Source organism: Celeribacter sp. (assembly GCF_048259695.1).
Taxonomy (GTDB): Bacteria; Pseudomonadota; Alphaproteobacteria; order Rhodobacterales; family Rhodobacteraceae; genus Celeribacter.
Genome location: NZ_JBLXHL010000007.1, coordinates 173,083 through 199,765, shown reverse-complemented (window position 1 = coordinate 199,765; position 26,683 = coordinate 173,083). Strand labels below are relative to the sequence as shown.

General features: G+C 59.1%; 21 protein-coding genes and 1 tRNA gene. 12 read left to right on the top strand and 10 right to left on the bottom strand.

Going from position 1 to position 26,683, the window contains the following annotated elements; translation table 11 throughout:
* Positions 1 to 64 precede the first annotated feature (64 nt).
* Positions 65 to 2,500, bottom strand: coding sequence for a heavy metal translocating P-type ATPase (locus tag ACN0Q0_RS13890; RefSeq protein ID WP_417244001.1), 2,436 nt, complete (start codon positions 2,498 to 2,500; stop codon positions 65 to 67).
* A gap of 145 nt (positions 2,501 to 2,645) precedes the next feature.
* Here ACN0Q0_RS13890 and ACN0Q0_RS13885 point away from each other — a divergent pair, with 145 nt between their 5' ends.
* From ACN0Q0_RS13885 to ACN0Q0_RS13870, 4 genes are all read left to right on the top strand, one after another.
* Positions 2,646 to 2,846 (top strand): heavy-metal-associated domain-containing protein, encoded by a 201-nt coding sequence (locus ACN0Q0_RS13885; protein ID WP_417244000.1) that lies wholly within the window; start codon positions 2,646 to 2,648, stop codon positions 2,844 to 2,846.
* Positions 2,847 to 2,948: 102 nt separating this feature from the next.
* The gene (locus ACN0Q0_RS13880; RefSeq protein WP_417243999.1) at positions 2,949 to 3,863 is read left to right on the top strand and encodes a 2-dehydro-3-deoxygalactonokinase; all 915 of its coding nucleotides are present in this window, start codon (positions 2,949 to 2,951) and stop codon (positions 3,861 to 3,863) included.
* 100 nt (positions 3,864 to 3,963) lie between these two features.
* Entirely contained in the window at positions 3,964 to 4,815 is an 852-nt protein-coding gene (locus ACN0Q0_RS13875) for an SMP-30/gluconolactonase/LRE family protein (protein ID WP_417243998.1), read from the top strand.
* The gene (locus tag ACN0Q0_RS13870; RefSeq protein WP_417243997.1) at positions 4,812 to 5,807 is read left to right on the top strand and encodes an aldose epimerase family protein; all 996 of its coding nucleotides are present in this window, start codon (positions 4,812 to 4,814) and stop codon (positions 5,805 to 5,807) included. The genes ACN0Q0_RS13875 and ACN0Q0_RS13870 overlap by 4 nt, the downstream gene beginning before the upstream one ends.
* A gap of 74 nt (positions 5,808 to 5,881) precedes the next feature.
* Here the strand turns inward: ACN0Q0_RS13870 and ACN0Q0_RS13865 are convergent, their stop codons facing one another.
* Positions 5,882 to 9,457: a hydantoinase B/oxoprolinase family protein gene (locus tag ACN0Q0_RS13865; RefSeq protein ID WP_417243996.1), complete on the bottom strand. Its 3,576-nt coding sequence runs from the start codon at positions 9,455 to 9,457 to the stop codon at positions 5,882 to 5,884.
* 140 nt (positions 9,458 to 9,597) lie between these two features.
* Here ACN0Q0_RS13865 and ACN0Q0_RS13860 point away from each other — a divergent pair.
* From ACN0Q0_RS13860 to ACN0Q0_RS13835, 6 genes are all read left to right on the top strand, one after another.
* Positions 9,598 to 9,674, top strand: a tRNA-Met gene (locus ACN0Q0_RS13860).
* A 459-nt stretch (positions 9,675 to 10,133) separates the two neighbouring features.
* Complete coding sequence (gene ytfQ, locus ACN0Q0_RS13855) at positions 10,134 to 11,087, top strand: galactofuranose ABC transporter, galactofuranose-binding protein YtfQ (RefSeq protein WP_417243995.1); 954 nt, start codon at positions 10,134 to 10,136, stop codon at positions 11,085 to 11,087.
* A gap of 96 nt (positions 11,088 to 11,183) precedes the next feature.
* On the top strand, positions 11,184 to 12,701 hold the full coding sequence (locus tag ACN0Q0_RS13850) for a sugar ABC transporter ATP-binding protein (protein WP_417243994.1): 1,518 nt from the start codon (positions 11,184 to 11,186) through the stop codon (positions 12,699 to 12,701).
* Entirely contained in the window at positions 12,698 to 13,732 is a 1,035-nt protein-coding gene (locus ACN0Q0_RS13845; RefSeq protein WP_417243993.1) for an ABC transporter permease, read from the top strand. The genes ACN0Q0_RS13850 and ACN0Q0_RS13845 overlap by 4 nt, the downstream gene beginning before the upstream one ends.
* Positions 13,729 to 14,721: a galactofuranose ABC transporter, permease protein YjfF gene (gene yjfF / locus ACN0Q0_RS13840; RefSeq protein WP_417243992.1), complete on the top strand. Its 993-nt coding sequence runs from the start codon at positions 13,729 to 13,731 to the stop codon at positions 14,719 to 14,721. The genes ACN0Q0_RS13845 and yjfF overlap by 4 nt, the downstream gene beginning before the upstream one ends.
* Entirely contained in the window at positions 14,667 to 15,440 is a 774-nt protein-coding gene (locus ACN0Q0_RS13835; protein WP_417243991.1) for a FadR/GntR family transcriptional regulator, read from the top strand. The genes yjfF and ACN0Q0_RS13835 overlap by 55 nt, the downstream gene beginning before the upstream one ends.
* A 210-nt stretch (positions 15,441 to 15,650) precedes the next feature.
* Here the strand turns inward: ACN0Q0_RS13835 and ACN0Q0_RS13830 are convergent, their stop codons facing one another.
* The 3 genes from ACN0Q0_RS13830 to ACN0Q0_RS13820 all read right to left on the bottom strand — a co-directional run bounded on the left by ACN0Q0_RS13830 (position 15,651) and on the right by ACN0Q0_RS13820 (position 19,795).
* Entirely contained in the window at positions 15,651 to 16,316 is a 666-nt protein-coding gene (locus ACN0Q0_RS13830) for a response regulator transcription factor (RefSeq protein ID WP_417243990.1), read from the bottom strand.
* Between the two features lie 366 nt (positions 16,317 to 16,682).
* Positions 16,683 to 19,247: an ATP-binding protein gene (locus ACN0Q0_RS13825; protein ID WP_417243989.1), complete on the bottom strand. Its 2,565-nt coding sequence runs from the start codon at positions 19,245 to 19,247 to the stop codon at positions 16,683 to 16,685.
* 35 nt (positions 19,248 to 19,282) lie between these two features.
* Entirely contained in the window at positions 19,283 to 19,795 is a 513-nt protein-coding gene (locus ACN0Q0_RS13820) for an oxidoreductase (RefSeq protein WP_417243988.1), read from the bottom strand.
* Between the two features lie 349 nt (positions 19,796 to 20,144).
* On the opposite strand from ACN0Q0_RS13820, the gene ACN0Q0_RS13815 reads away from it, so the two are divergent.
* Complete coding sequence (locus ACN0Q0_RS13815) at positions 20,145 to 20,657, top strand: hypothetical protein (RefSeq protein ID WP_417243987.1); 513 nt, start codon at positions 20,145 to 20,147, stop codon at positions 20,655 to 20,657.
* A 262-nt stretch (positions 20,658 to 20,919) separates the two neighbouring features.
* Here the strand turns inward: ACN0Q0_RS13815 and ACN0Q0_RS13810 are convergent, their stop codons facing one another.
* Both ACN0Q0_RS13810 and ACN0Q0_RS13805 read right to left on the bottom strand, forming a co-directional pair.
* Positions 20,920 to 21,525 (bottom strand): response regulator transcription factor, encoded by a 606-nt coding sequence (locus ACN0Q0_RS13810; RefSeq protein ID WP_417243986.1) that lies wholly within the window; start codon positions 21,523 to 21,525, stop codon positions 20,920 to 20,922.
* 112 nt (positions 21,526 to 21,637) lie between these two features.
* Positions 21,638 to 21,853: a hypothetical protein gene (locus ACN0Q0_RS13805; protein ID WP_417243985.1), complete on the bottom strand. Its 216-nt coding sequence runs from the start codon at positions 21,851 to 21,853 to the stop codon at positions 21,638 to 21,640.
* Positions 21,854 to 22,450: 597 nt separating this feature from the next.
* Here ACN0Q0_RS13805 and ACN0Q0_RS13800 point away from each other — a divergent pair.
* Complete coding sequence (locus ACN0Q0_RS13800) at positions 22,451 to 22,918, top strand: hypothetical protein (RefSeq protein WP_417243984.1); 468 nt, start codon at positions 22,451 to 22,453, stop codon at positions 22,916 to 22,918.
* Positions 22,919 to 23,009: 91 nt separating this feature from the next.
* Here ACN0Q0_RS13800 and ACN0Q0_RS13795 read toward each other — a convergent pair whose 3' ends face one another.
* Genes ACN0Q0_RS13795 through araD1 form a run of 3 tightly spaced genes read right to left on the bottom strand, consistent with a single transcriptional unit; the run spans position 23,010 to position 26,681 of the window.
* Positions 23,010 to 23,942 (bottom strand): Gfo/Idh/MocA family protein, encoded by a 933-nt coding sequence (locus ACN0Q0_RS13795; RefSeq protein WP_417243983.1) that lies wholly within the window; start codon positions 23,940 to 23,942, stop codon positions 23,010 to 23,012.
* Positions 23,942 to 25,687: an L-arabinonate dehydratase gene (gene araD / locus ACN0Q0_RS13790; RefSeq protein ID WP_417243982.1), complete on the bottom strand. Its 1,746-nt coding sequence runs from the start codon at positions 25,685 to 25,687 to the stop codon at positions 23,942 to 23,944. Before araD ends, ACN0Q0_RS13795 begins: the two co-directional genes overlap by 1 nt.
* A 1-nt stretch (position 25,688) precedes the next feature.
* On the bottom strand, positions 25,689 to 26,681 hold the full coding sequence (gene araD1 / locus ACN0Q0_RS13785; RefSeq protein ID WP_417243981.1) for an AraD1 family protein: 993 nt from the start codon (positions 26,679 to 26,681) through the stop codon (positions 25,689 to 25,691).
* Positions 26,682 to 26,683: the final 2 nt, after the last annotated feature.

Here is a 26,683-nt window from a genome sequence, read left to right as displayed (position 1 = left end):
AGATGTAGAGGACCGCACGACATCTTGAAATTGGCCCACAGGAGCGGGAAATAACGCGATCCCCTTACTTAACGTCACCCACACGGCTCAATCTGAGGGCATTGCCAATCACGAAAACCGACGACATTGCCATCGCCCCCGCGCCCAACATCGGGGACAACAAAAGACCCCACAGCGGGAAAAGAACCCCCGCAGCCACGGGAATGAGAGCAACGTTATAGGCAAAGGCCCAAAACAGGTTCTGACGGATATTGCGCATGGTTTTAGCGCTCAAATCCAAGGCCGTGATGACCCCGCGCGGATCGGCCCCCATCAACACCACATCCGCCGCCTCGATGGCCACATCCGTACCGGTGCCAACGGCAATCCCGACATCCGCGGAGGCCAGTGCAGGCGCATCGTTGATCCCGTCCCCGACAAACGCGATCTCGCCAAATTCGGCCCGAAGCGCCGCAACAATCTTGGCCTTGCCCTTGGGCAGCACCTCGGCCTCGACCCGTTCGATCCCCAACTCGGCCGCAATCGCCTGTGCCGCACGGGTCGTGTCACCCGACACCATCACCACCGACAGCCCACGAGCGTGCAACATATCAACCGCTGCGCGGGAGGTCTCGCGCACGGGATCGGAAACGCCAAGGACCATTGCCGGCACGCCATCAATCGCCACCAGAACAGGCGTGCGCCCCTGATCGGCCAAGGCCTCAAGCGGCCCGGAAAAGGCCGCCACCGCAACACCTTCACGCTCCATCAGCCGCAGATTGCCAACCAACACCGATTGCGCGCCGACCCGAGCCCGCACACCCTGACCCGCAACCGCCCGTGATTGCGCCACCTCGGGCAACGCCAATCCACGCTCCTGCGCAAGGCGCTCGATCGCTCTGGCGATAGGGTGTTCGGACTGCGCCTCGACCGCCGCGACACACGCAAGAACCGTCGCCTCATCGCCGCTCAACGGCGCCACATCCGTCACCACGGGCTTGCCCTCGGTCAACGTCCCCGTTTTGTCAAAGGCCACGACCTTGACGCTTTGCAACGCCTGAAGGGCATCGCCTTTGCGAAACAGCACGCCCAACTGCGCGGCGCGGCCTGTGCCCACCATAATCGACGTCGGCGTGGCCAACCCCATCGCACAGGGACAGGCAATAATCAAAACCGACACACCCGCCACAAGCGCATATTGCAACGCCGGATCAGGACCGAATATCAGCCAGACCAGAACCGTCAAACCGGCCAGGCCCATCACGGCAGGCACGAAATACATCGTCACCTTATCAACGAGCGTCTGGATCGGTAACTTGGCGCCCTGCGCATCCTCGACCATGCGGATGATCTGCGCCAACATGGTGTCACCGCCGACCTTTTGCGCACGGTAGCGCATCGCGCCCTCGCCATTCACCGTCCCCGCGATCAGGCCCGCGCCCCCGGCCTTTGCCACGGGCAGGGGCTCACCCGAAATCATCGCCTCGTCTACGTGGCTTTCACCGCTCACCACAACACCATCGACCGCGATCTTTTCACCCGGACGCAGATGCAAGACATCACCAACGGCTACCTCGCCAATCGCCACATCGACCACCTCGCCGCTGCGCTCGACACGCGCGGTTTTGACTTTCATTCCGGCGAGCTTACGGATCGCCTCACCTGTGCGCCCCTTGGCCCGCGCCTCCAGATACCGCCCCAACAGGATCAGCGTACAAATCACCGCGGCGGCCTCGAAGTAGACATTCCGTGCCGATGACGGCAACAGCCACGGAGCGAATGTCGTCACGCAAGAATAGGCAAAGGCCGATCCCGCCCCCATCGCGACGAGGGAATTCATTTCGGGCGCCCCGCGCAATAGCGCCGGAATGCCCTTGACGAAAAACCCGCGCGCAGGCCCGACAAGAACGGCAAGGGTCAGGATGAACTGGACAAGCCGCCACACTTGCGGCGCCATAACGCCCATGAACCAATGATGGAACGCGGGGACCAAGTGGCCGCCCATCTCCACCACAAACACAGGCAAGGTCAGGACAGCGGCAAGGATCAAGCGCCCCCGATACCCGCGCGCATCCTCGGCTTTGCGGTCGACTTGTGGCGCATCTTGCTCCCGTGCTTTGGCCGGATACCCGACGCCATCCATCACGCGGCGCAGCGCGTCGGCATCCGTGACACCCGCCACAACCGTCGCACTCGCGGTTTCAGCCGCCAGATTAACCGAGGCCGAGACAACCCCCGTGGTCGCCGCCAACGCCCGTTCGACCCGCCCGACACAAGAGGCACACGACATGCCCTCGACATCAAATACGAATGTTTCAACCCGTGCGGGATAGCCCGCTTTGGCAAGCGTAGCACTCAAGCTCGCCAGATCGGCAGGCGCATCAAACGTCACCTCTGCGGTTTCCGTGGCGAGGTTGACACTGGCCGAATGCACCCCCTCAGACGCCCCGAGCGCACGTTCAACGCGTCCCACACAGGACGCACAGGTCATGTTCGCCACACTCAAACGGATCGTCGTCATTTCATAAACCTCGCCTCTGGCAGTTTCACCTCCACCTAGGTAACAATGGGACAAACCGTCAAGGCGCTGCGCACAAAAGTGAACGCAACCGCCCGTCCATGCGTTAATCTGAAACCACACACACCAGCCATGAAAGGCCTTTGCTATGTCTCTCTTTTCCGTTCCCGATATGACTTGCGGCCATTGCAGCGCCGCCATCACCGAAGCCCTCGAGGCCGTCGATGACGGTGTTGAAATCGAGGCCAACATGCAAACCCGCGAAATCGATGTGCGCTCCACCGCCGGTGACGCCGCAATCCTCAAGGCGCTCAATGACGCCGGCTATCCCGCCCAGCTGCGTTCATGATCGGGCACGCACCCCCTGTTCGCATTTCATCCGTTGCAAGCGCCCCCGCGCACGCGATAAAGGTTGCGTCAATAGTATGACTTTTGAAAATTGGGGACTGTGATGATCAAAGCAGACTGGATCGCCGTCGACTGGGGTGTCACCTCACTTCGCGCCTGGGCCATGGGGCCGAACGGCACAGTTCTGGCCAAAGCCCGGTCAGACAAAGGCATGGGGTCGCTTTTGCCCGACGATTTCGAGGCCGCCTTGCTCGACCTGATCACAGACTGGCTTGCTGCGGGGCAAACCCGTGTGGTTGCCTGCGGCATGATCGGCGCACGCCAAGGATGGGTAGAGGCCGAATATATCCGCGCGCCCTGTGCGCCCACCGCCACGAAACTGACCCGTGCGCCCACCACCGATCCGCGCCTTGAGGTGCATGTCGTGCCGGGTGTGTGCCAAATGTCGCCTGCCGATGTCATGCGCGGCGAAGAGACCCAGATCGCGGGGTTTCAATCCCTTCACCCCGATTTCGATGGTGTCATTACCCTTCCGGGGTCGCACACCAAATGGGTTCATATGAGTGCGCGCGAAATCGTATCATTCCAGACCGTGATGACGGGCGAACTCTTTGCCGCCCTGTCGGGTCACACCGTCCTACGCCACTTCGTCATCTCGGAGGGATGGGATGCGGCGGCATTTGACACGGCGGTAGACGAAGTCCTGTCGCGCCCCGAAAAACTCGCCGCCAAACTGTTTTCACTCCGCGCAGAAGGCTTGCTCAACGCAATGCCGTGCGAGACCGCCAAAGCCCGCCTGTCTGGCCTATTGATCGGCGCCGAGATCGCCGCATCCAAACCTTATTGGCTTGGCCAACCTCTTGCCCTGATAGGCGACACCAACCTCGCAGAACTCTACGCGCGCGCGTTGAAAGCCCAAGGCCTCGACGCTATTCGCACCGATGCCACCGCCATGACATTGGCGGGACTATGTGCCGCCCACACCCAATTCGGGACCGACCCACGGAGCGTTCCATGAGGTGCGACATGGGGCCAAATGATTTTGCCAAACGGATCGCCAGCGATGAGGTCGCATCCCGCGCCCGCGCTTTGGCGGCCACACAAGATGAGGCTGGAAAATGAGCTATTACGTTTACGACGATACAAAATGCGAATTGGGCGAAGGCCCGTTGTGGCACCCGTTGCGCAACCAACTTTTCTGGTTCGACATCATGGGAATGCGCCTGCACACCCGAGTCGATGACGAGACAGTGACATGGCAATTCGACGAACATGTCTCTGCGGCAGGTTGGGTCGACGAGGACACCCTGTTGATGGCGTCCGAAACCGCGCTATCGACCTTTGACATCGAGACGGGGGAGACCTCGTTCGTTTGCGCCCTTGAGGCCGACAACCCCGACACACGGTCCAACGATGGCCGCGCCGATCCGCAAGGCGGGTTCTGGATCGGCACCATGGGCAAACACGCCGAGGCAAACGCCGGCGCGATCTACCGGTATTATCGCGGAACATTGCGCAAGCTGTTTGGCGACATCACCATTACCAACTCCATCAGCTTCGCCCCCGATGGCAAAACGGCCTACTTTTGTGACACGGCCACCGATCAGATCATGCGCGTTGCCCTCAACGATGACGGGTGGCCCCACGGCAAACCCGAGGTCTTTATCGCAAGCGCGAACCATCCCGACGGTTCCGTCGTCGATGCGGACGGCAACCTGTGGAACGCACAGTGGGGCGCATACCGCGTGTGTTGCTACTCCCCCGCAGGCGAGGTGTTGCGCTATGTGGATGTGGGCGGCTTGCAATCGTCCTGCCCCGCATTCGGTGGCGTGGATGGCACCACCATGTTCGTGACATCCGCACAGCAAAACCTCCCCGACGACGATCTCGCCAAGAGCGACGCACACGGCTGTGTCTTTGCAATCGACAACGTGGCCATGGGCCAAAAAGAACATCAGGTGATCCTATGAGACGTCCCTTTGGCACCACCGCCGATGGCCGCAAGGTCGAGGCGGCTTCCCTGCACGCAGGTGAGTTGAGCGTCACCATCCTGACCCTCGGCGCCATCGTGAATGATGTCCGCCTCAAAGGTGTCGCATACCCGCTCACATTGGGGTCGGACGACCTTGCCGCCTACGATGCCGGACCGCTTCAGTACTACGGCGCCCTGGTCGGCCCCGTAGCCAACCGCATCGCGGGGGCAAGCGTGCCCCTGAATGGCGCGACCCTGAACCTCACCGCGAACGAAGGCACCACCTGTCTGCATGGCGGCCCTGACGGGATGCACCGCGAGATTTGGGACATCGAGAGCCATACCGAAAGCGCTCTAACCCTCACACTCACCCTGCCCGATGGCAAAGGCGGCTTTCCCGGGGTCCGGTCTTTGCGGGCGCGGTTCTCGGTCGATGCACCTGCACATCTGCGACTGGTCATTGAGGCCGAGACAGACAAAGACACCTATATCAATATCGCCAACCATTCCTATTGGTCGCTTGACGGCCACGCGACCATCACGGGTCACACGCTGACCGCCCCCGCCGATCGCTACACGCCCGTCGATGCGGCCCTCATTCCAACCGGTGTGGCGCCTGTCGCGGACACCGGTTTCGATTTTCGCAGGGGGCGCGCCTTGGGGGAGAACACACCGCGCATCGATCACAACCTGTGCCTGTCGGATGCCCCCGTTCCATCGCTACAACACGCCTGCACGTTATCAGGAACCAGCGGCCTGACCTTGCGCATAGACACCACCGAACCGGGACTGCAAGTCTATGACGCGGGACGAAATTCGTCTGCGCCCTTTGTCGGCCTGAACGGCAAACCCTACGGGGCCTTTAGCGGTGCCGCGTTGGAACCACAGCGTTGGCCCGATGGTCCCAACCAAACGGGGTTCCCGTCGTGCCTGCTCAAAGCCGGCGAGAGCTACCGCCAAGAGACGGTATGGAGCTTTTCCAAGGCGTAAGCCCCATGACACCAAGCGACCCAAAGGGGCCACACGGCCCCTTTTCCATGTCGCGTCCCATGTCGCGGGTGCGCTTACGAAAACCCGCCACCGCCCGGCGTCTCCATCACAAAGACACCCTGCGCGGGCAAATCAATCTCGTCGTTACCCTTAAGATCGACCCGCGTGCCATCAGGCAAGATGGCGTAATTCAACCCGACAGCCCCCCCCTCGGCCCCACCCACACCAAAGGGCGCAATGACGCGGTGGGACGACAATGTGGTGACAGTCACAGGCTCCAAAAAACGCAACCGGCGCACAGAGCCGCACCCGCCCGTGTGCCTGCCTTTGCCGCCTGACCCGTGACGAATGCTGAACGCCTCAAGGCGCACGGGGAACCGCGTTTCCAATATCTCGGGATCGGTCATGCGCGTGTTGGTCATATGGCTTTGCACCGCGTCGCAGCCGTCAAAATCCGGCCCCGCCCCCGTTCCGCCCGCAATCGTCTCGTAGTTCTGGAACGTGGCATTTCCCCATACGAAATTATTCATCGTCCCCTGACTGCCCGCAATCACACCGAGCGCCCCGAACAGCGCATTGCACGCCGCCTGTGAAACTTCGGTATTGCCCGCAATCACCGCCGCAGGGGCGCGGGGGTTGAGCATCGATCCTTCTGGCACAATGATGTCCAACGGCGCCAAACACCCCTCGTTGAGCGGGATATTCTTGCCAACAAGCGTACGGAAAACATACAGCACCACGGCCCGCGAGATCGACAAAGGCGCGTTGAAATTTCCGCTCTGCTGCGCACTTGTCCCCGTGAAGTCCACCACCGCACGACGCGCGGCGCGGTCCACCCGCACCGCCACCCTGATCTGTGCGCCCTCATCCATCGGATAGGTAAAATCACCGTCCTGCAGATGGTCGATCACGGCACGGACCGAGGCTTCGGCGTTGTCTTGCACATGTTCCATATAGGCCGTCACAACATCCGCCCCGTAGCGCGCCACGACATCCAAAAGGGCGCGTTTGCCCGTCTCGTTTGCGGCCACCTGCGCCTGTAGGTCCGCGATGTTCTGGTCGATATTACGTGCGGGGAACCGCGCCGACGACAAGAGGTCGCGCATCAGGCCCTCCTGGAACTCACCCGCCGCCACAAGGCGTTCGTTGTCGATCAAAACGCCCTCTTCGTCGATGGTGCGACTGTCGGGCGGAGCCGATCCCGGGGTGCGCCCGCCGATATCGGCATGATGCCCGCGCGCGCCGAGCCAAAAGGCCGGCACCCCATCCACAAACACCGGCGTGACCACGGTCACATCAGGCAAGTGCGTCCCGCCACGGTAGGGCGAATTGAGCACGAACGCATCACCATCAGCGGCGTCGGCATTCAGTCGGATGATTGTCTGGATACTGTCGGACATCGACCCGAGATGAACAGGCACATGCGGCGCATTCGCAACCAAATGTCCGCGGGCATCAAAAATCGCACAGGAAAAATCAAACCGTTCCTTGATGTTCACCGACCACGACGTGTTGGCCAGTGTCGCACCCATTTGATCAGCGACCGACATGAACAGGTTCGACATGACTTCGAGCAAAATAGGGTCGGCCTCAGTCCCCGCCGCAAGCGCCCGTTCGGGCGCCGTGTCACGGGTCAAAACGAGATTGCCCAAAGCGTCGAGCGTGGCGGTCCAATCAGGTTCGATCACGTTGGTGCCGGTCGGCTCGGTGATGATCGCGGGACCACGGATTACCGTCTCGCGGGACAGGCTGTCGCGGGCGTAAAGCGGCACGCGCCCCCACCCCGAAGCCGCCACATCAAGATGCGCCACAGGATGCGCCGCGCCCTGTCCCATCGCGGCGGGCGCGGGGGCCTCGCCGGTGTCGCCAATGGCCTCGACCGCCACCATATCCAAAATCAGCGCGCGCCCCTCGCGGGCAAAACCGAACCGCGCCCGATGCGCCGCATGAAAATCCGCCGCCATCGACGCGGCATCGCCAAACGCCACATCCAGTGTCTGGTGAGACCCGTCATACCGCAGGTGCGCACGGACCTCGGTGCGCGTGGCACTGACGCCCTGTGCGGCGACCTCGGACAGCGCATCCTCGGCGAGGTCCTGCGCAAGTGCTTGCGCCGCATCGAGGTCGGTAACGGGGCTGTCCACCTGTCGTTCGCGCAGCGCACGTACCTCGGCCAGTCCCATGCCGTAGGCCGACAGAACACCGGCGAACGGATGGATCAACACACGGCGCATCCCGAGCGCATCGGCCACCAGACAGGCATGTTGCCCGCCCGCACCGCCAAAACATTGCAGGGCATAATCCGTCACATCATGGCCGCGTTCGACCGAAATTTTCTTGATCGCGTTGGCCATATTGTCGACCGCGATTTTCAGAAACCCTTCGGCCACCTCGACGGGATCAAGGCTCTGACCCGTTGCGGCATTGACCTCTTCGGTGAGTGCCACGATGCCGCAACGCGCCGCATCCAGATCAAGCGGCGCATTGCCATCGGGGCCAAACACAGGTGGGAAATGATCAGGCGACAGCTTGCCCAGAAACACGTTGCAATCGGTGACCGTAACCGGCCCGCCACGGCAATAGGCGGCGGGACCGGGATCCGCACCCGCGCTCTCCGGCCCGACTTGCAGCCGCCCGTCACGGAACGAACAGATCGATCCGCCACCTGCGGCCACCGTGTGAATATCCATCATGGGCGCACGCATCCGCACGCCGGCGACTTCGGTCTCGAAACTGCGTTCGAACGCCCCCGCATAGTGGCTGACATCCGTGGAGGTGCCGCCCATATCGAACCCGATCAAGCGGCCAAATCCCGCGGCCTCACCCGTGCGCACCATGCCGACAATGCCGCCCGCGGGTCCCGACAGGATCGCATCGCGCCCTTGGAACAACGCCGCATCGGTCAGTCCACCGTTGGATTGCATAAACAGCAACCGCTCGCACGAGACGCCAAGCGATAGCGCCCCGGCCACCTGTTCGACATAGCGGCGCAAAATCGGTGACAGGTAGGCATCAACCACCGTGGTGTCGCCGCGCGAAACAAGCTTGGCCAGACGCGACACCTCGTGCGAGGTCGACACTTGGGTATAGCCGATCTCACGCGCAATCTGCGCCACGCGGATCTCGTGGGCAGGCTCCAGATAGGCGTGAACAAAGGCCACAGCCACCGCACGTATTCCGTCCTCAAACGCACGTTGAAGCACCCCACGCACCGCGCTCTCATCCAAAGGCACCACAACCGACCCATCAGCGGCAAGGCGTTCAGGCACCTCGGCAACCGTTTCATACAAAAGATCCGGACGTTTGATATCGAGCGCAAAAAGATCGGGGCGCGTCTGATAGCCGATGCGCAAGATATCCCCGAAACCTTGGGTGATCAGCAACAGAACCCGCTCGCCTTTGCGCTCCAATAACGCGTTGGTGGCCACGGTGGTCCCCATTTTGACCGAGGCAATCGCGCCCTCTGGAATCGGTTGGTCCGCACTCAACCCCAACAGATCACGCACACCTTGTTCTGCGGCGTCACGGTAGCGTTCGGGATTGTTCGACAACAGCTTGTGGCTATGCAATGTCCCGCGCGGATCACGCCCGACAACATCCGTAAAGGTGCCGCCTCGATCAATCCAGAAATCCCATTTTTTGTCTGTCATGATGACCCCTTGACCCTGATTTGAGGCAAAGTAGGACAAGCCTCGTCCGGCAACAAGCACGCTGCCGCTCGGGAAGCGAAACAATATGGCAATTTCCCTCTTGACCCCCCGCGCGGGACCGACTACCTACGCGGCACTTCGGCGGAGTAGCTCAGTTGGTTAGAGCAGCGGAATCATAATCCGCGTGTCGGGGGTTCAAGTCCCTCCTCCGCTACCATTGCACTTTCACGATTTGGTCGAACGCCTTGCGAAAGGCGACAAGTGCGCTCCCCCACCCCACACCGACGCAATTTAAGCCGGACAGCTTTCCGCCAAACATGTCCCGACCTCTTTGGCGGTCGCATTGCACAGCCGGATCGCGCTCCTCCCCCGTTCGATCATGGATGACCGTCACACAACCGCAACAGGCGCCTTTGTATCCTTTCGGTTGATCCCCAAAGCATGCCTGCATCCGGTCAAGGGACTGTGGCCGCGCCACGTTCATGCCCCCTTCGCCCCACACAGCGGCCGGATCGAGACCCGAAAACCCACCCAACGCAACGGTTCAGATTGGCCCGTTCATCCCATCAGGGCGCCCTTGTATTGAGACCGATGTCATGCAGATTGTAAAAAAAAGATTTACAAAAGTATTAAAGTAATACTTATTGGCAGGACAACATGTTTTGGGAGGAACACCATGTCTATCAAAAAAGTACTACTTTCGAGCGTCCTTATCTTGTCCCCACTCGCAGTGGCCGCAGAGGACCTGACCATCGGCTTTTCACAAATCGGCTCTGAATCCGGTTGGCGCGCTGCGGAAACCACCGTCACAAAGCAGCAAGCAGAAGATCGCGGGATCACCCTCAAATTCGCGGATGCGCAGCAAAAACAAGAGAACCAGATTTCCGCGTTGCGCTCGTTCATCGCCCAAGGCGTTGACGCCATTCTTATTGCACCTGTTGTTGCAACGGGTTGGGACGGCGTTCTGGAAGAAGCCAAAGATGCCGACATCCCCGTTATCCTTTTGGACCGCACGGTCGACGCATCCGATGACTTGTACCTGACCGCCGTAACGTCCGATCTGGTCCATGAGGGCGAAGTCGCGGGGCAATGGTTGGTGGACGAAACAGCCGGCGCACAGTGCCGTATTGTCGAGCTTCAAGGCACCACAGGCTCTTCCCCCGCAATCGACCGCAAAACCGGTTTTGGCAACGCAATTGCAGGCCACGACAACCTTGAAATCGTGCGGTCCCAAACGGGTGACTTTACGCGGAGCCAGGGAAAGGTCGTGATGGAAAGCTTCCTGAAGGCAGAAGGAGGCGAGAACATCTGTGCGCTTTATGCCCACAACGATGACATGGCCGTAGGCGCGATTCAGGCGATCAAAGAGGCGGGTCTGAAACCCGGCGAGGATATCAAAATCGTCGCTATCGATGCCGTTCCGGACGCGCACCTTGCCATCGCGGCGGGCGAAATGAACGCCACGATCGAACTGACGCCCAACATGGCAGGTCCGGCTCTGGATGCGCTCGAAGCCTATTTGGAAAACGGCACAGTCCCTGCCAAGTGGATCCAAACCGAAAGCCGCCTCTATACTGCGGCCGACGACAATCAGGCGATCTACGAAGAGAAGAAGGGTCTGGGCTACTGACCCAACACGGGCACGACTATCCCTGTTGATCAACCCGATGACACCGTGCGACCCTCGCGCGGTGTCATCTCCGCACATCCGCCCAAGGACCCTTCTATGACGAATGACCCCCACCTCGCGCTCCACGCGAGAGGCATATCAAAATTCTTTCCCGGCACCATTGCGCTCGACAATGTCGATCTGACCCTTCACCGCGGCGAAATCCATGCGCTATTGGGTGAAAATGGCGCGGGAAAGTCGACCCTCATCAAATGTCTGACGGGCGTCTATCGCCGTGATGGTGGCGAGATCGAATTGGGGGGAGAAGTCGTCGATCCCAAATCAACCCACCACAGCCAGACACTCGGCATCGGCACCGTCTATCAGGAGGTGAATCTCCTGCCGAACCTGACCGTGGCCGAAAACCTGTACCTTGGCCGTCAGCCCATGCGCGGCCCGTTTGTGGACCGGCGCAAGATGAATTCCGCGGCACGGGAGACACTGCGAGGCTTCGGCGTCCAGATCGACCCCGCGCAACTTCTTTCGAGTTTTTCGGTTGCAATCCAACAGGTCGTCGCCATTGCGCGTGCCGTTGAAATGTCGGGGAAAATCCTGATCCTCGACGAGCCGACCGCCAGCCTTGATAATGAGGAAGTGCAGCTGCTTTTCGGCGTCATTCGCACATTGAAAGAACGCGGCCTTGCTGTGGTCTTTATCACCCATTTCCTCGATCAGGTCTTCGACATTTGCGATTGCGCGACGGTGCTGCGCAACGGGCAGGTCGTGGGGCGTATTGATCTGGAGACCGCGACACGAAACGACGTGATTACACTGATGTTGGGCCGTCAACTGGCCACACGCGTGAATAAACCCGCCAGTCAGATTGAGGGCCATACCCTGCTCGAAATCGACGGGCTGCATAAAACCGGTATGCTTGATGCCTTCTCGCTTGACCTTCGCGAAGGCGAGGTTGTCGGTTTGGCGGGGCTGTTGGGGTCGGGGCGGACCGAAACGGCAAACCTGATCTTTGGCGCTGTGAAAGCAGACCACGGGCGTCTGAAGCTGCGCGGAAAAGAGATTCAGCTGCGCAACCCTCGCGATGCTGTGGCCCACGGGTTTGCCCTTTGCCCCGAGGATCGCAAAACCGAAGGCATTGTGGGGGATCTGAGTGTACGCGACAACATTGCACTGGCCCTACAGGCCCGGCGCGGATGGACGCGCCCCATTCCACGAAAAGAAATCGATGCGATTGCCCAACACTACGTGCGCACACTCGATATCCGTTTGGCCAATCTGGATATGCCCATCCGGTTGCTATCGGGCGGCAACCAACAAAAGGCGCTGTTGGCGCGCTGGCTCGCCACCGAACCGGATTTTCTCATCCTCGACGAACCCACACGCGGCATCGACATCGGCGCACATGCGGAAATCATCGCCTTGATAGAGCGCCTCCAACAAAACGGCATGGCGCTCCTTGTGGCCTCTTCGGAGATGGAAGAACTCGTCGCCTATTCCAACCGTGTCATCGTATTGCGCGACCGCAAACAGGTTGGCGAACTCGTTGGCGACGAGGTGACATCAGACAACATCATAAAGGCCATTGCAGCCGACCCACAAACGGAGGGCGTAACATGATGCGTTCCGCATTCGTGCGGCGGATTACACCGCAACTGATCATTCTGGCCATTGTACTGGCCCTCAACCTGATCGTCTTTCCCGACTTTCTGAAGGTCGAAATGCAAAACGGCCGCCTGTTCGGCAACGGGATCGACGTTCTGAACCGTGGCGCGCCTACGGCCCTACTCTGTCTCGGCATGACCCTGGTCATTGCGACCAAAGGCATTGATCTGTCCGTGGGGGCCGTTATGGCAATCGCAGGTGCGACAGCGGCCTCTCTGGTCGTGGAGGGACACGGCGTTTTTGTGTCCGTCACCGGCGCTCTCGCCGTCGGCATGCTATGCGGCTTGTGGAACGGTATCCTTGTGGCGGTCTTGCGCATTCAACCCATCGTTGCCACGTTGGTGCTGATGGTCGCCGGACGCGGCATCGCACAGTTGATCACCGGCGGCACCATTCTGACATTTCTCGACCCCGGCCTTATTCACCTTGGCGCGGGGACAGTGTTCGGGGTGCCGACGCCCGTTTTGATCTGGATTGTTCTGGGCACCTTTGTGGGCCTCCTTGTGCGCAAGACAGCCCTCGGGATGTTGATCGAAGCCATCGGCATCAACGAAGCCTCATCGCGCCTTGCGGGGATCAATAGCCGCGTTTTGCTTGTTTGTGTCTATGTGGTTTCCGGCATAGGTGCTGCGATTGCGGGTGTCATTGTCGCCGCGGACATCCAGGGCGCGGACGCAAACAACGCGGGGCTCTGGCTCGAACTGGACGCGATCCTCGCCGTTGTGATCGGAGGCAACTCGCTTCTTGGCGGGCGCTTTTCCATTACGGCATCGCTGCTTGGCGCCATGATCATCCAGTCCGTTAACTCATTGATCCTGCTGTCCGGCCTTCCGCCGGAGTTCAACCTGATCATCAAGGCTCTCTTGATCCTGGCCATTCTGGTCATCCAGTCACCCAAAGTTGCCCATTTGCACTATATCATGCGCGCCTCGACACCGAATGCGCCATCCAAGTCGAAACCCGTGTTGAAGGAGGGTCCGCGATGATCCGCTCAAGCCATCTGCCTCTCATAATCACACTCGTAACGTTCATCGTGGCCTATGCTCTTTGTGCGTCCCAATATCCCGCGATGCTGTCTTTGCGTGTTGTGGCCAACCTTTTGACGGATAACGCATTCCTCGGCATCGTCGCGGTCGGGATGACGTTTGTTATCCTGTCGGGCGGAATCGACCTGTCCGTCGGGTCCGTCATCGCCTTCACGGGGGTTTTCCTCGCGGTGATCTTGCGCGATACAAACATCCATCCACTGGCCGCCTTTGCACTTGTGTTGGTCATCACCGCGACCTTCGGGGCCGCCATGGGCGCAATCATCCACTACCTTGAGATGCCCGCGTTCATCGTGACGCTCGCCGGCATGTTTCTGGCGCGTGGGGCCGCCTATGTTTTGTCGACGGACTCCGTGCCGATCCTGCACCCGTTCTATGACACGCTCCAACAAATCTACTGGAAGACCGCAAGTGGCGGTCGCTTTCGGCTCATCGGCGGAGTGATGCTTTTGACTTTCATCGTGGGAACGCTCGTCGCACACCGCACGCGGTTTGGCCAGAACGTCTATGCCTTGGGCGGCGGGGCGGCCACCTCGCGCTTGATGGGGGTTCCTTTGGCATCAACGACCATCGGGGTATACGCAATTTCTGGCGGCCTTGCAGGTCTGTCGGGGATCGTGTTTTCCCTTTACACATCCGCCGGATACTCCTTGGCGACTGTCGGCGTTGAACTGGACGCTATTGCTGCGGTTGTGATTGGTGGTACACTTTTAACGGGCGGATACGGGTTTGTTGCCGGTACATTTTTTGGCATCCTGATTATGGGTCTGATCCAGACGTTCATTGTCTTCGATGGATCTCTGTCGAGTTGGTGGACAAAGATCGTTATCGGGGGTTTACTCTTCGCTTTCATCCTTTTGCAAAAGGGACTGACGTGGGCATCGACGACACGCAAAAAAACGGCAACTGGCTTCGTCATGCCGTCATGAGTTTTGTTCAGCCCAACGGGCGGGACGAGAGGGCATCGAACCATACCACTTTCGTTGTTGACCAGATGGGTCAGGCCATTGTCGCGGGCGACTATCCCGCCGGCACCATGATCCCCTTGGACCCCGATATTTGTGAAATGTTCGGGGTGTCCCGCACCGTTGTACGGGAGGCGAAAAAGACGCTGATCGCGAAAGGACTGATCCAGTCAAAGGCAAAGGTCGGCACACATGTGCGTGCGGCCGATGACTGGAACATGTTCGACGAAGATGTGCTTATGTGGCATGCCGCACAAAAGAACCCCACGCAGTTCTATGAGGAACTGTTCGAAGTGCGCATGATTTTTGAACCGGCGGCGGCGGCAAAGGCCGCCAAGATGGCAAATACGACGGATTCCGCCCGACTGACACAGCTGTGCGACGAGATGGAATTTGCCAAAGACCGGGCGGCCTTTGCCGTGGCCGACTACGAGTTCCACAAACAAATCCTGAAACTTTCCCAAAACCGCTTCCTCCATTCCTTGGGAGAAACGGTGCAAACCGCACTGTATTCGTTGTTCATGACAGAGGCGAATGATGCCTTTCCGCAAAGTAAAGTGGACGTCTCGCACAAGCACCGCAACATCGCGTTGGCCATCGCACGGGGGGAGGCAACCGTCGCTCATAGCGCAATGAGTGAAGTTATTAGCGACAGCTTCGGGCGCATCCGTTTGCGGTGCTAATTGCGGTGAATGTCACGAACGCATTGCGCCACCACGCAGTGTCAGCCGGACGCCCCGCCCGATACGCCCCATTCCCGCGTCGCCAACCGCCCGCTCGCCTCATGTCGCGGGCGTGACCGCACCTCACCGCATATAAAAGGCGCCCCACCACACGGTGCAAGGCGCCTCATTGCTTGGGTCGTCATTCTGTGTCGTCGGGCATCGCCGGCGTCACAGCAGGCCGGTCTGCTTTGCAATCATTGCCGCATGTGTGCGGTTACGGGCGTCCAGTTTGGAACAGATTGCCCGCATCTTCATCTTGATCGCGACCTCGGTGGTTTCGAGCTCGATGGCGATCTCCTTGTTGGTCTTTCCTGCCGCGGCAGAACGCAAGATCAACCGCTCGCGGCCATCAATCGCACTCGTCCCGCGCACACCGTCCTGTGATTTCCGGGCCAGAGAAATCGGCACAAATTCGTTTCCGTCCGCGATCAGACGCAGGGTGTTGGGAAAGCTCTTGAACGCTTGGGCCTTGGAGATGAAGCCCTTTGCCCCCATCGACAATGCCTGCCAGATGAAATCCTCATCAGCCGTTCCCGAAAAGATCACAACCGATCCCTCACCGACGGCCTCAACAACCGACTTTACCGACTTGAGCCCCTGCATGTCGGGCATCGAAATATCGAGCATAACCACGTCATACCCGTCGCCCTCTTTAAGCGCCGTTAGCGTGTCACCGTAGGAATTACAGACGCGAACATCAAAATCGCGCTCTTCGAGCAACACCATTTTAATCGCATCAGCAACAAGCGTGTGATCGTCCGCAATCAGGACTGAAATAGAAGCCGGGCGCTCGATAGCCTCCTCCTCACGCGATTTAACCGCTTTCATTGTCATTCGGGTTCTCCTGTGTTGTGCGCAACCTAACCGCTTCGCCCTACAACGCTAGTCCGCTGACGCAGTTTGAACCGCAATTAGCCCAATGAGCCGCCAGACACCTCCATTTGATCGAGGCAACTATCCCAAAGATACATCCGGATGCGTCACTCTCCCTCCACTTTACCGACGCAGCGCGATCGCGTTCCAATTCCGTTTTGAACGTGTCCCTTTGGTAGGTCATCTGTGTATTCGGAAGGGGGAGTGATGCTCACCTGAAACGACGCCATGGCCCCCTCGCGCGCACCACGAAAAAGGTCGCGGGATGCAACATCGAACCGGAGCGGGACAACGGCGGGGAACAGGATCCTGGCAGAACACAGGCCCTCACGCGGCGGGCAAGCGGTCCAGATAGCGTGAGATCGCACTGCGGGTTTGCGCGAACACCTGCGCCACCTGATCCAGTTTCGCAGCATACGGCGGGGTCAGGTAAAGCGCGGCATTGGCGTCATGCGCCTGAAGGGACGTCCGCAACTCAAGCGCACCGACGAGGGCTGCGGCCCCTGCGAATTTATGGGCCGTCTGTTGGTAGCCGGCCACGTCACCGGCATCACGCGCCTCACGCAGCTGCGCCAGTTGGTCATGTCCCTCACGCATGAACTGCTCACAGGTATGCGCCACACGTTCGGGCCCGAGGATATCACAAAGCTCGGCCAACACCGATAGATCCAGACCCTCTACGCACGGCTCTGACGGCGTGGCCACAATCCGTTCGCCCGTGTGCACGGTCAACACCTCCGCCAGACGACGCAGGGTAATCGGCTTCATGATCGCATCAGTGAACCCCTCACCCCGCAATTCCTGTGCAATCCGCGGGGATGCATTGGCCGTCACGGCAATAATGGGCGTCTGACGGTTCGGTCCCAAACTGCTGCGAATGGCCCGCGTGGCAAGCCGCCCGTCGAGAACGGGCATGTTGAGGTCCATCAAAATCACATCAAACGGCGTATGCGCCGTAAGCTCGACCGCCTCCTGACCATTCACCACCGAGCGGCTCGAATGCCCACCGGTCATCAGCATCTCGGTCAGAACCTCACGGTTGATGGCGTTGTCCTCAACCACCAGAATGCGCAGCGACGTCGCGGGTTGGCCAGCAGGACGCAACAGCCCGGGATCGACCGCATGGCCCCATGTCGCCGTCTCACCCGCCGCCGCCGGAATGCGGAACCAGAACACGCTGCCCTCGCCCACATCGCTTTCCACGCCGATCTCGCCCTTCATCCCGCGCACAAGCCGCCGCGCAATGCCAAGACCCAATCCCGTCCCGCTCTCACGGTGCGCGTGATCAAGGCCGACAGTGACAAAATCGTCGAACACCCGCTCGAGATCCGCTTCGGGAATGCCCACGCCGGTATCAACAACCCGAAACTCCAACTCACCATCACGGCGATGGTATTCAACCTCGACCTGCACCTCGCCGTTGGTGGTAAACCGGTTCGCGTTACTCACCAGATTGATCAGAATTTGCAAAATACGGTTCGGGTCACCGATCACGGCGGGCGGCACATCGCCCTCGCTGACCGCCGTCACCTGATTGCCACGCTCACGTGCTCCCGCCCCGATCGTATCGCAGGCCCGCTGCGCCAGATCGAGCGCCGAGAATGGCACATGGGCGAAATCGAACATCCCCGATTCGAGTTTTTCCACATCAAGCACATCATTGACATGCCCGAGCAGAATGGCACCCGATTGTTCCATCGTGCTCACATGGCGCTTCTGGTGATCCGTCAGCGGTGTGGACTTGAGGTTTTCCAAAGTGCCGAGCAGACCGTTCAGCGGCGTGCGCATTTCGTGACTCATCACTGCCACAAACGCCGCCTTTGCCCGCTCGCTTTCCATCGCCTTGTCGCGGGTCGAGATCAGTTCCTGTTCAGCGGCCACACGGTCGGTGATGTCGCGCATATAGGACACGAACACCTCCTTATGACCAAGCTGCACAGATGAAATCGACATCTCCACCAAAAAGATTTCACCCGATTTGCGCAGGGCCTCCATCTGGACCAACCCCATGCCAACCAATGACGCCTCTCCGGTCTCGCGGTATCTGCGAAAACCGCGGTGATGGCCCTCACGCAAGTGATCGGGGACGATCATCTCCGCGAAATCGTTTCCGCACATCTCTCGCGCAGAGAACCCGAAAATGCGTTCGGCGGCAGGGTTGTATTCCAACACGCGCCCCTCGCAATCAACCACGATCACAGCATCCAGAGCCGTGTTGATGACCGATTCCAAACGCAGCTTGGCCGACCTCAGCGAACGGGTCTGACGTGCGCCGAACTGCCACAGCCACCACAGGCCGAAAATCCCGAACGACAATGCCGACACCAGAACGACCGCAACAACCCCCAACCGCAAGAGCGATTCATACACGCGCTCGCGCTGCGCCTTTGCCACTTCGGAAAATTCGCGCACACCTTGTAGGGAAATCGCGCGCACATCGACCGCCAACGCATTGATATGCATCTCGATCACATCAAGCTCGGACCGCAGAACATCATCCCCTGCGTCCACGATCCGCGCTGTATCTTGTGTGAACGCGGTCACGTTTCGAAGCTGGTCCTTGATGCGTTCGTCCGTTCGGACGTTGCCAAACGTATTGCCATCGGTCACCGTACTGACGCGGCTGTAAAACACATCAAAGCGTTGGACAAAGGCATCCAACCCCGCGCCCGTGGCGTCATCGACCTGTAACAGGGCAATGCGCATCTGGTCGAACTCCACCTCCAACTGCGCCAAAGACCACTGTTGGCTATCGGAATTGGCGATGGCGAGGCCTTCGATCTCGTTGCGCACCTGCGTCCCGTATCGAAGGATTTCCCACACCGCGATGGACACAACAAGGATGAGGATCGCCGCAAGTGCGACCCCCTTGGCCTCAATCGCGCGGTCCACAAAACCGCGTTCCCTGTTGCGTTGTGCCACCTGATTTATTCCGGAGGTGTGATGCGCAGCTCTTTGACCTGCCAGACGCTGCGCGAATAGATCACTTCGTTGCGAAAGGCATCATCGGCATCATACGGGTAGACGATCCAGAACGGCCCCTTGTCGCGCACCGACATTTGGTCGCCGTTGCGTCTGGTCGCGAGAAGCGCACCGCCCGCGGCAATCTCGGTCAGCGGGATGGACACCATATAGTCATTGATTGCGACCACCTGAAGGGTGCCGTCAAACGTGCCAAGCGACGACAGGAGTGTATCAAGGTAGACCCCCGAAAACACCTGTGGCCCCTCGGTCCAGATCGTTGTGGTCTCAAACGAGTCGTTGGGCATCGCATCCAGATCGGCACGCTCGAACACGGCCGTGTCGACTGTCGCATCATGATCGAAATCCCCCACAACGCTCAGAACGGGACCGCTTCCGGTCGCCTGAGCGCCACCCGATACGGTTGTGAAAGCCAACAGCGAGAACGCGGCTAAACAGGCAAACGAGATCTTTTTCACACATCCACTCCTTTTGAAAATACTGTCGGACATTCTCATGGGGGGTTCGTTTTTCACACCCTCTCTAAGGTATATCCAAATACCCAAAAGGATATATTGCCAGCCTACTCGAATGCAAAAGCCCGCACGGATCAACGCCAACCGCACAAAGGGCGACACGCATCGGCATCAGGCCTCCCCAAAAACATAGCCTTTCGGGCAAGGGAAAAACCAAAGTTTATACCAACAATAACAATGACATCCAGAACCATACCCCTGCGCAGATCAAGGCGCGAACGCGGGTGTGTTAGCGTTGATTGCGTAAAGATTGAAAAAAATTAGCACAAAAACAACGCGATAGGAACCAACGATGGCATTTATGGTTAACTGGCCCTTTCAAAGCCAAAAGACCACCCAAAGGGAAGCACACGAGGATGACAACAGAAAAACACGCCACACCATACCTTTAGATACGGTCGCCGCAACGCCATCGTTTGTGCCGATCCGGTTGCTTTTTGTAGGCTTCCCCCACCGCGCGCACCTGCCCTGCACCGAAATCGATCCAACCCGCTTTCACATCGCACGATGCTCGTTCGACTGGGCGCGTGATTTCTATAAAGCCGTGGATGCCGAGTATATCTGTCTGTTTTCCGACAGTATGGACCCGAATCTCGTGGACCGCGTGCGGACCATCAGCGCCCTCATCGAGGGGACGCCTGATCGAAAACTCATCGCGATCGGTCCGCATTTTCCAAACGAGTTCAAAACATTCCTGATGGCGCTCGGGGCGGATCACGCAACGCGGCTACGCGAATCTCCCCACGCGATGCTCGCCGTTCTGGCTGATCACATCAAAGCCGACCAATTAATCCCGAATATCTGAAATGACGTCTGATACCACGCGCAAGATCGCGCACATCCAGTGTACAGGGTATGCGCCGGTCCAGATGCCTCACGCCCCGAATTGTGCGGCGAACCTGAACGCATATCCGTCTGCGGCCCTACGGGAATCGCCGATACTGAACGACTATCTATCGCTTTTGAGTGAGGTCAGTGATGCGATTGACGCACATATCGCCGCAGATCTGGACGCATTCGGGATCCGCCTGTTACGCGCTCTCACGCACGGATGACGTGATGCCCGCCTATTCGAACCATCCACGTTCACGCGCCAACATCGCCGCATGGGTGCGGTTTCGGGCATCCAGTTTACGGCACAGGGTGCGCACATGCAGCTTGATCGTAACCTCGCTCAGATTGAGGTCGATCGCGATTTCCTTGTTGGTCTTCCCTTCGCACAGGCCACGCAAAACCTGCGTTTCACGCGGTGTAAGGCCCGTGTCCGTCATCGCATCTTTTTGCTGCATGAATTCAAATGGCGCAAAGACAGTCCCCGACACCATGATATGCACCGCACCTGCAATAGATTTCGCGGGCATGGATTTCGGCACGAACCCCGCCGCACCACTGTCGATCGCGCGGCGCGCAACATCGGGACTGGCGGTGCCGGAAATTATGGCTGTGGGCGTATCGGGAAACTCGCGGAGAATCTGCTCTAACCCCTTGAGCCCGTTCATCCCCGGCATCTGGTAATCCAGAAGCACAAGGTCAAAGCCACCTTGTTCGCGCAACAGCGTCACGGTTGCCTCAAGAGAGGCAGCGGTGACGACATCCTCGATCCCGGCGCCCTTCAAATAGGCGGCGACAGAGTCGCGAACCAGATCATGGTCATCTGCAAGAAGTAATTTCAAAAGTGATCCCCATAAAAACTATCTACCACATGACACAAACCGGATCCGTGCCGCAAACTGCTGTATATAACCATTCGGCGTGTCCGTCACCCACAATGCCCGTGAACGGCACTCATGCGTGTGCGCGCCCCCTCTCCTTGGCGTCTTGCGCTGCGTCTTTCGCTACCTGGGCGCGAAAGCTCGAATACACCAGAACAAACATCGTGGCGTTACCGGAAACGATGTACGACACGGCCGCCATCCACACATTATGCCACACCGCCCACACAATCGCAGATGCAAGAACCGCAATCAGAAGGGATGCAATTGTGTAACCGATAAGTTTCATGTCTGGCCTTTTTGGTCATTTTTTCGCTCAAGGAGCGCAGGTTTGAACATGCGTCTTTTGGTTAACATAAAGTTGTAGCGGACCCTTCGTCAGGGGCGCATAGGTTGTAACGGCTATCTCATTGGAGCGCACCGTCACTCAAAAGTTTTATCCGCCGGTCAAATCCGGTCTGAAATCTTCACTTTCCAACATCATTTTTCCACGGCGCCGCACTTGCTCGCGCGCGCCTCTATACCAAAGCGCCCGCACAACTCCTTTCGCGCAGCTTTTCAAGGGGCGCACCGTTTACTAAAAAACAAGCCTGCTCGCGCCCATGCGGCACTATCACGACCTCGTGATATCGCCATATGGGTTCGGTTTGGCCCGATGCAATGCGTCCCACCCCCCAGTGGAGCTTCCACAGTGCATCGGGCCTTATTACCCCCCACCCTGCACCCTCACCAATGCCCTCACAGGCCTCCATCCATGCAGTTTGGTATGGTTAACACTCAACTAACGGGCCATCGCCACACTTAAGATACATGGTTAACGCCATTTGCGCCGCCCCGTGGTCCGGACACGCGTGCTAACTTTCGGGTAACCAAACGGGAGAGTACCATGTTCAGTATTTTTGACGGCTTCGATGCCAATTGTTGCCTATTGACGGCGTCCCATATACTCGCCCGGACCTTGCCTGCGATGCTCGAGGACAATGATGTCACAGTGCGCGTCTGCACGGATCACGCGGCACTTTGGGCTGCGTTGGCCAACGATACCACGGTGACGCACGCGTTCATCGATATCGACAGCTTTAGCGGCATCGCGGCACAGTTCGACAGCATCAGACATTTGCGCGACAGCCATCCCGGTCTCAGCATTATTTTGCTGTCAGATGATTTTTCCATGAACGAGTTCGGCACCCATCGCCTGATGCTCGCCGATGTGTCGCTGCGCATTCCGGTGACGATTGCATCTCTGGAACTGGCGCTGTTGCAGGCTCCCGTCAACAACGCCCAATGGCGCAATCGCGCGGACCCCGTTCACGCATCGTATGTGCCATTGGAAACCGCCCATAACGCAGCTTGAACTGCGTGTTTCCCGTCGTGACGGGAGCAACTTGAAGGACGGCCAACGCAATGCGACGGCCGTCCTTTTTTTCATGTCCGAGGGGCACGCCCTACCACTCGAAAGCAGCGACCTCGTTACGCTTTCCAAGCGTCAGCGCATCGGAGACGTGCAGCATCGGACGCAGGTCCACTTCGCTTTGGCCAGATGCGACCAATGCCGCCATATCGGCGTAAAGCTGCGGATATTCACCGTCGAGTTGGCCAATGGCGCCGGGTTGTTCAACGCCGTCGAGACGCAACACCCCGCCGCCTTTCTCGAGCTTGAGAACCCCCTCTTTGCATACGGCCTCGATGTCCCAAATATCTGCGCCGCTGTGATCCCAATTCATCTCGGCGGACACGATGGCCCCATAGGGATGATAGAACGCCAAATCGGCTGCAATCGGTGTGTCACGGTTGGCGGGGAAGTTCAGAACCGCCTTTTCGAGGTGGATCGGATCGGGCAAGATTTCGGTCACGATGGACAGCGCATTAATACCCGGGTCAAAGATTCCCATACCGCCGGGTTCGAACACCCAGTCCTGGTTCGGGTGCCATTTGCGCACGTCCTCTTTCCACGTCACCGTGAACCGCTCAAGCGTTTTCCCCGCAAGCCACGCCTTTGCCGCAGCAACCTGAGCCGCCTTGCGCGAGTGCCATGTGGCGTAGAGCGTCACACCCGCCTCACGCGCCAGATTTTCAAGCGCGTAGACCTCGGAGAGTGTTGCACCGGGGGGCTTTTCCAACATCACGTGCCGCCCCGCCGCAATCGCCGCCCGCGCGTATTCAAACCGCGGGACGGGTGGCATGCACAGGCTCACCACACCGATCTCGGGATGGGCGGCAAGCATCTCGGTCATATCGGTGTAATTTGGCACATCCGCGACCTGATGGTTGCGCGACACCGCTGCCGCCAAGTCCCAATCGTCCGATTTCGCAAGAGAGGGTATGTGTTGGTCGATGGCGATTTTGCCGACACCGACCAATGCGATTTTACGCGCCATTAGTGACTGTCCTTTCCGACAGGCGCCCCACGGCACCCTTTGAGAAAATCAAGATCGGCACCGGTATCCGCACCCTCGACGTGGGCTTGATGCAGCCATGCGTAGCCACCTGTGGCCTGTTCGTGGATCGGGGTCCACGCGGCCAGACGCGCGGCCAGTTCATCGTCGGAAATATCGAGGTGCAGCTTGCGGTTCGGAACATCCAGTTCGATCATATCGCCATTTTGCACCACGGCGAGCGGCCCACCTGCGGCGGCCTCGGGCGAGGTGTGCAAGACAACCGTACCATAGGCCGTCCCCGACATCCGCGCGTCAGAAATGCGCACCATATCGGTAATGCCCTTGCGCAGCACCTTGGGCGGCAGCCCCATATTGCCGACCTCCGCCATGCCCGGATACCCTTTGGGGCCACAGTTTTTCATCACCATGACGCAGGTCTCGTCAATGTCGAGATCCTCGTCATTGATCTTGGCCTTATAGTCGTCGATGTCCTCGAACACGACCGCGCGGCCTTTGTGTTGCAACAAGGCGGGCGTCGCAGCGGACGGCTTGAGAACGGCACCATTGGGTGCAAGGTTGCCACGCACGACCGCAATACCGCCCTGCTCCATAAGCGGTTTGTCGACGGGCAAAATCACGTCTTCGTTGTGGTTCACCACATCTTTGACTTCGTCCCAAATCGTCTGGCCCGACACGGTCAACGCGTCTTTGTGCAACTGGTTCGCCTCGCCCAATCGCTTGAGCACCACAGGCAAACCGCCCGCGTAAAAGAACTCTTCCATCAGATATTTGCCCGATGGCATGAGGTTTACAATGGTCGACACATCGCGGCCACAGCGATCCCAATCGTCAAGCGACAAATCAACGCCCACACGGCCCGCCATCGCGAGCAAGTGAACGACGGCATTGGTGGAGCCACCAATCGCGCCGTTGGTGCGGATAGCGTTTTCAAACGCCTGTTTGGTCATAATGTCGGACGGCTTCAGGTCGTCTTTGACCATCTGCACGATGCGGCGCCCCGACATCTGTGCCATAACGCGGCGGCGGCTATCCACGGCGGGGATCGCGGCATTGCCCGACAGGGCAAGCCCGAGCGCCTCGGCCATCGACGCCATCGTCGACGCGGTTCCCATCGTGTTACAAGTACCGGTAGAGCGCGACATGCCCTGTTCGGCTTCGAGGAATTCCTCTTGGGTCATCTTGCCCGCCTTGACGTCCTCGGAGAATTTCCAAAGGTGCGTCCCCGAACCGATCCGCTCGTTTTTGTAGATACCGTTGAGCATTGGCCCGCCCGTCACAACGATCGACGGCAGGTCACATGACGCGGCCCCCATGATCAGGGACGGTGTGGTTTTGTCACAGCCCACAAGCAAGACACAGCCATCAATCGGTTGTCCGCGAATGGTTTCCTCGACCGCGAGAGCGGCAAGGTTGCGGAACATCATCGCGGTGGGGCGATAGGTGTTCTCGGACGCGGAAAACACAGGCACCTCGACGGGGAAACCACCGGCCTCCCAAATCCCTGCTTTGACCTTTTCGGCCAGTTCTTTCATGTGGCTGCCGTTGCACGGGCTCAGTTCCGACCACGTGTTGAGCACGCCGATGATCGGACGTCCGTCGAACAGGTCGTGCGGATACCCTTGGTTCTTGAGCCACCCACGGTGGTAAATCGTGTCGCGGCTATTGCCGCCATACCAGGATTGCGACCGGAGTTTGCGGGGCCATTCGGCGGGTTTAAAACTCATATTACAGGACTTTCACTTTGGTTGTACCGGCAACTTTGGGCGCTTGAGCAAGAGGATTACGCAGGGCCATACCGAAATCGGCGGCTTCGATTTCAAACACATCGCCATCTTGCGTGCGGATGCTATCCGCAAACGACAGGGTCGCCGTGCCGAAGAAATGCACATGCAAATCGCCCTCTTGACGGAAGATATCATACTTAAAATGGTGGTGTTCGAGATTGGCAAGGGTGTGAGACATGTTGGCCTCGCCCGACACGAACGGTTTTTCCCACAACACCGCACCATCACGGTAAATCCGCGACATGCCTTGCACGTCAGCGGGCAAATCGCCGATCAGCATTTCGGGACCGATGGCCGCAGGACGCAATTTGGAATGCGCAAGCCAAAGATAGTTGCCGCGCTCGGTGATGTGATCGGAAAACTCGTTGGACAGGGCAAAGCCGACACGGAACGGCACCCCATCCGGGCCGTTGATGTAGATGCCTGCAATCTCGGGTTCTTCGCCTGCGTCCTCGGCAAAGGAGGGCGAATGCAGCGGCTTGCCCGCAGCCACCGCCATTGTACCGTTGCCTTTGTAGAACCACTCGGGCTGTGCGCCGACCTCGCCATCCGCTGGCCTGCCCGTTTCGACACCCATTTGGAACATCTTCATCGAGTCGGTCATGACCGCCTCTTTGTCTTTCTTTGCGTGCATGGAGCTGCGCGTCGAGGCAGACCCCAAATGGGTCAGCCCCGTTCCCGTCAGGTGGCAATGCGCCGGATCGTCGTGGTGGATCGGCAAGAGCATCCGCCCTTCGGCATAGGCCGCCTCAAGATCCACCGCCTCGCCAAACCCGTGCCCACGGATCACATCGGCAAGCGGGCGACCCGTTGTCGCCGCCTCCATAGCGAGCGCATAGGAGGATGGTGCATTCTGGACCACATAGGCCTCGGAGCCGGAGCGAACGACAACGCTAATACCGCCTGACGCGTTTTGAATTTGTGACAGCAACATAA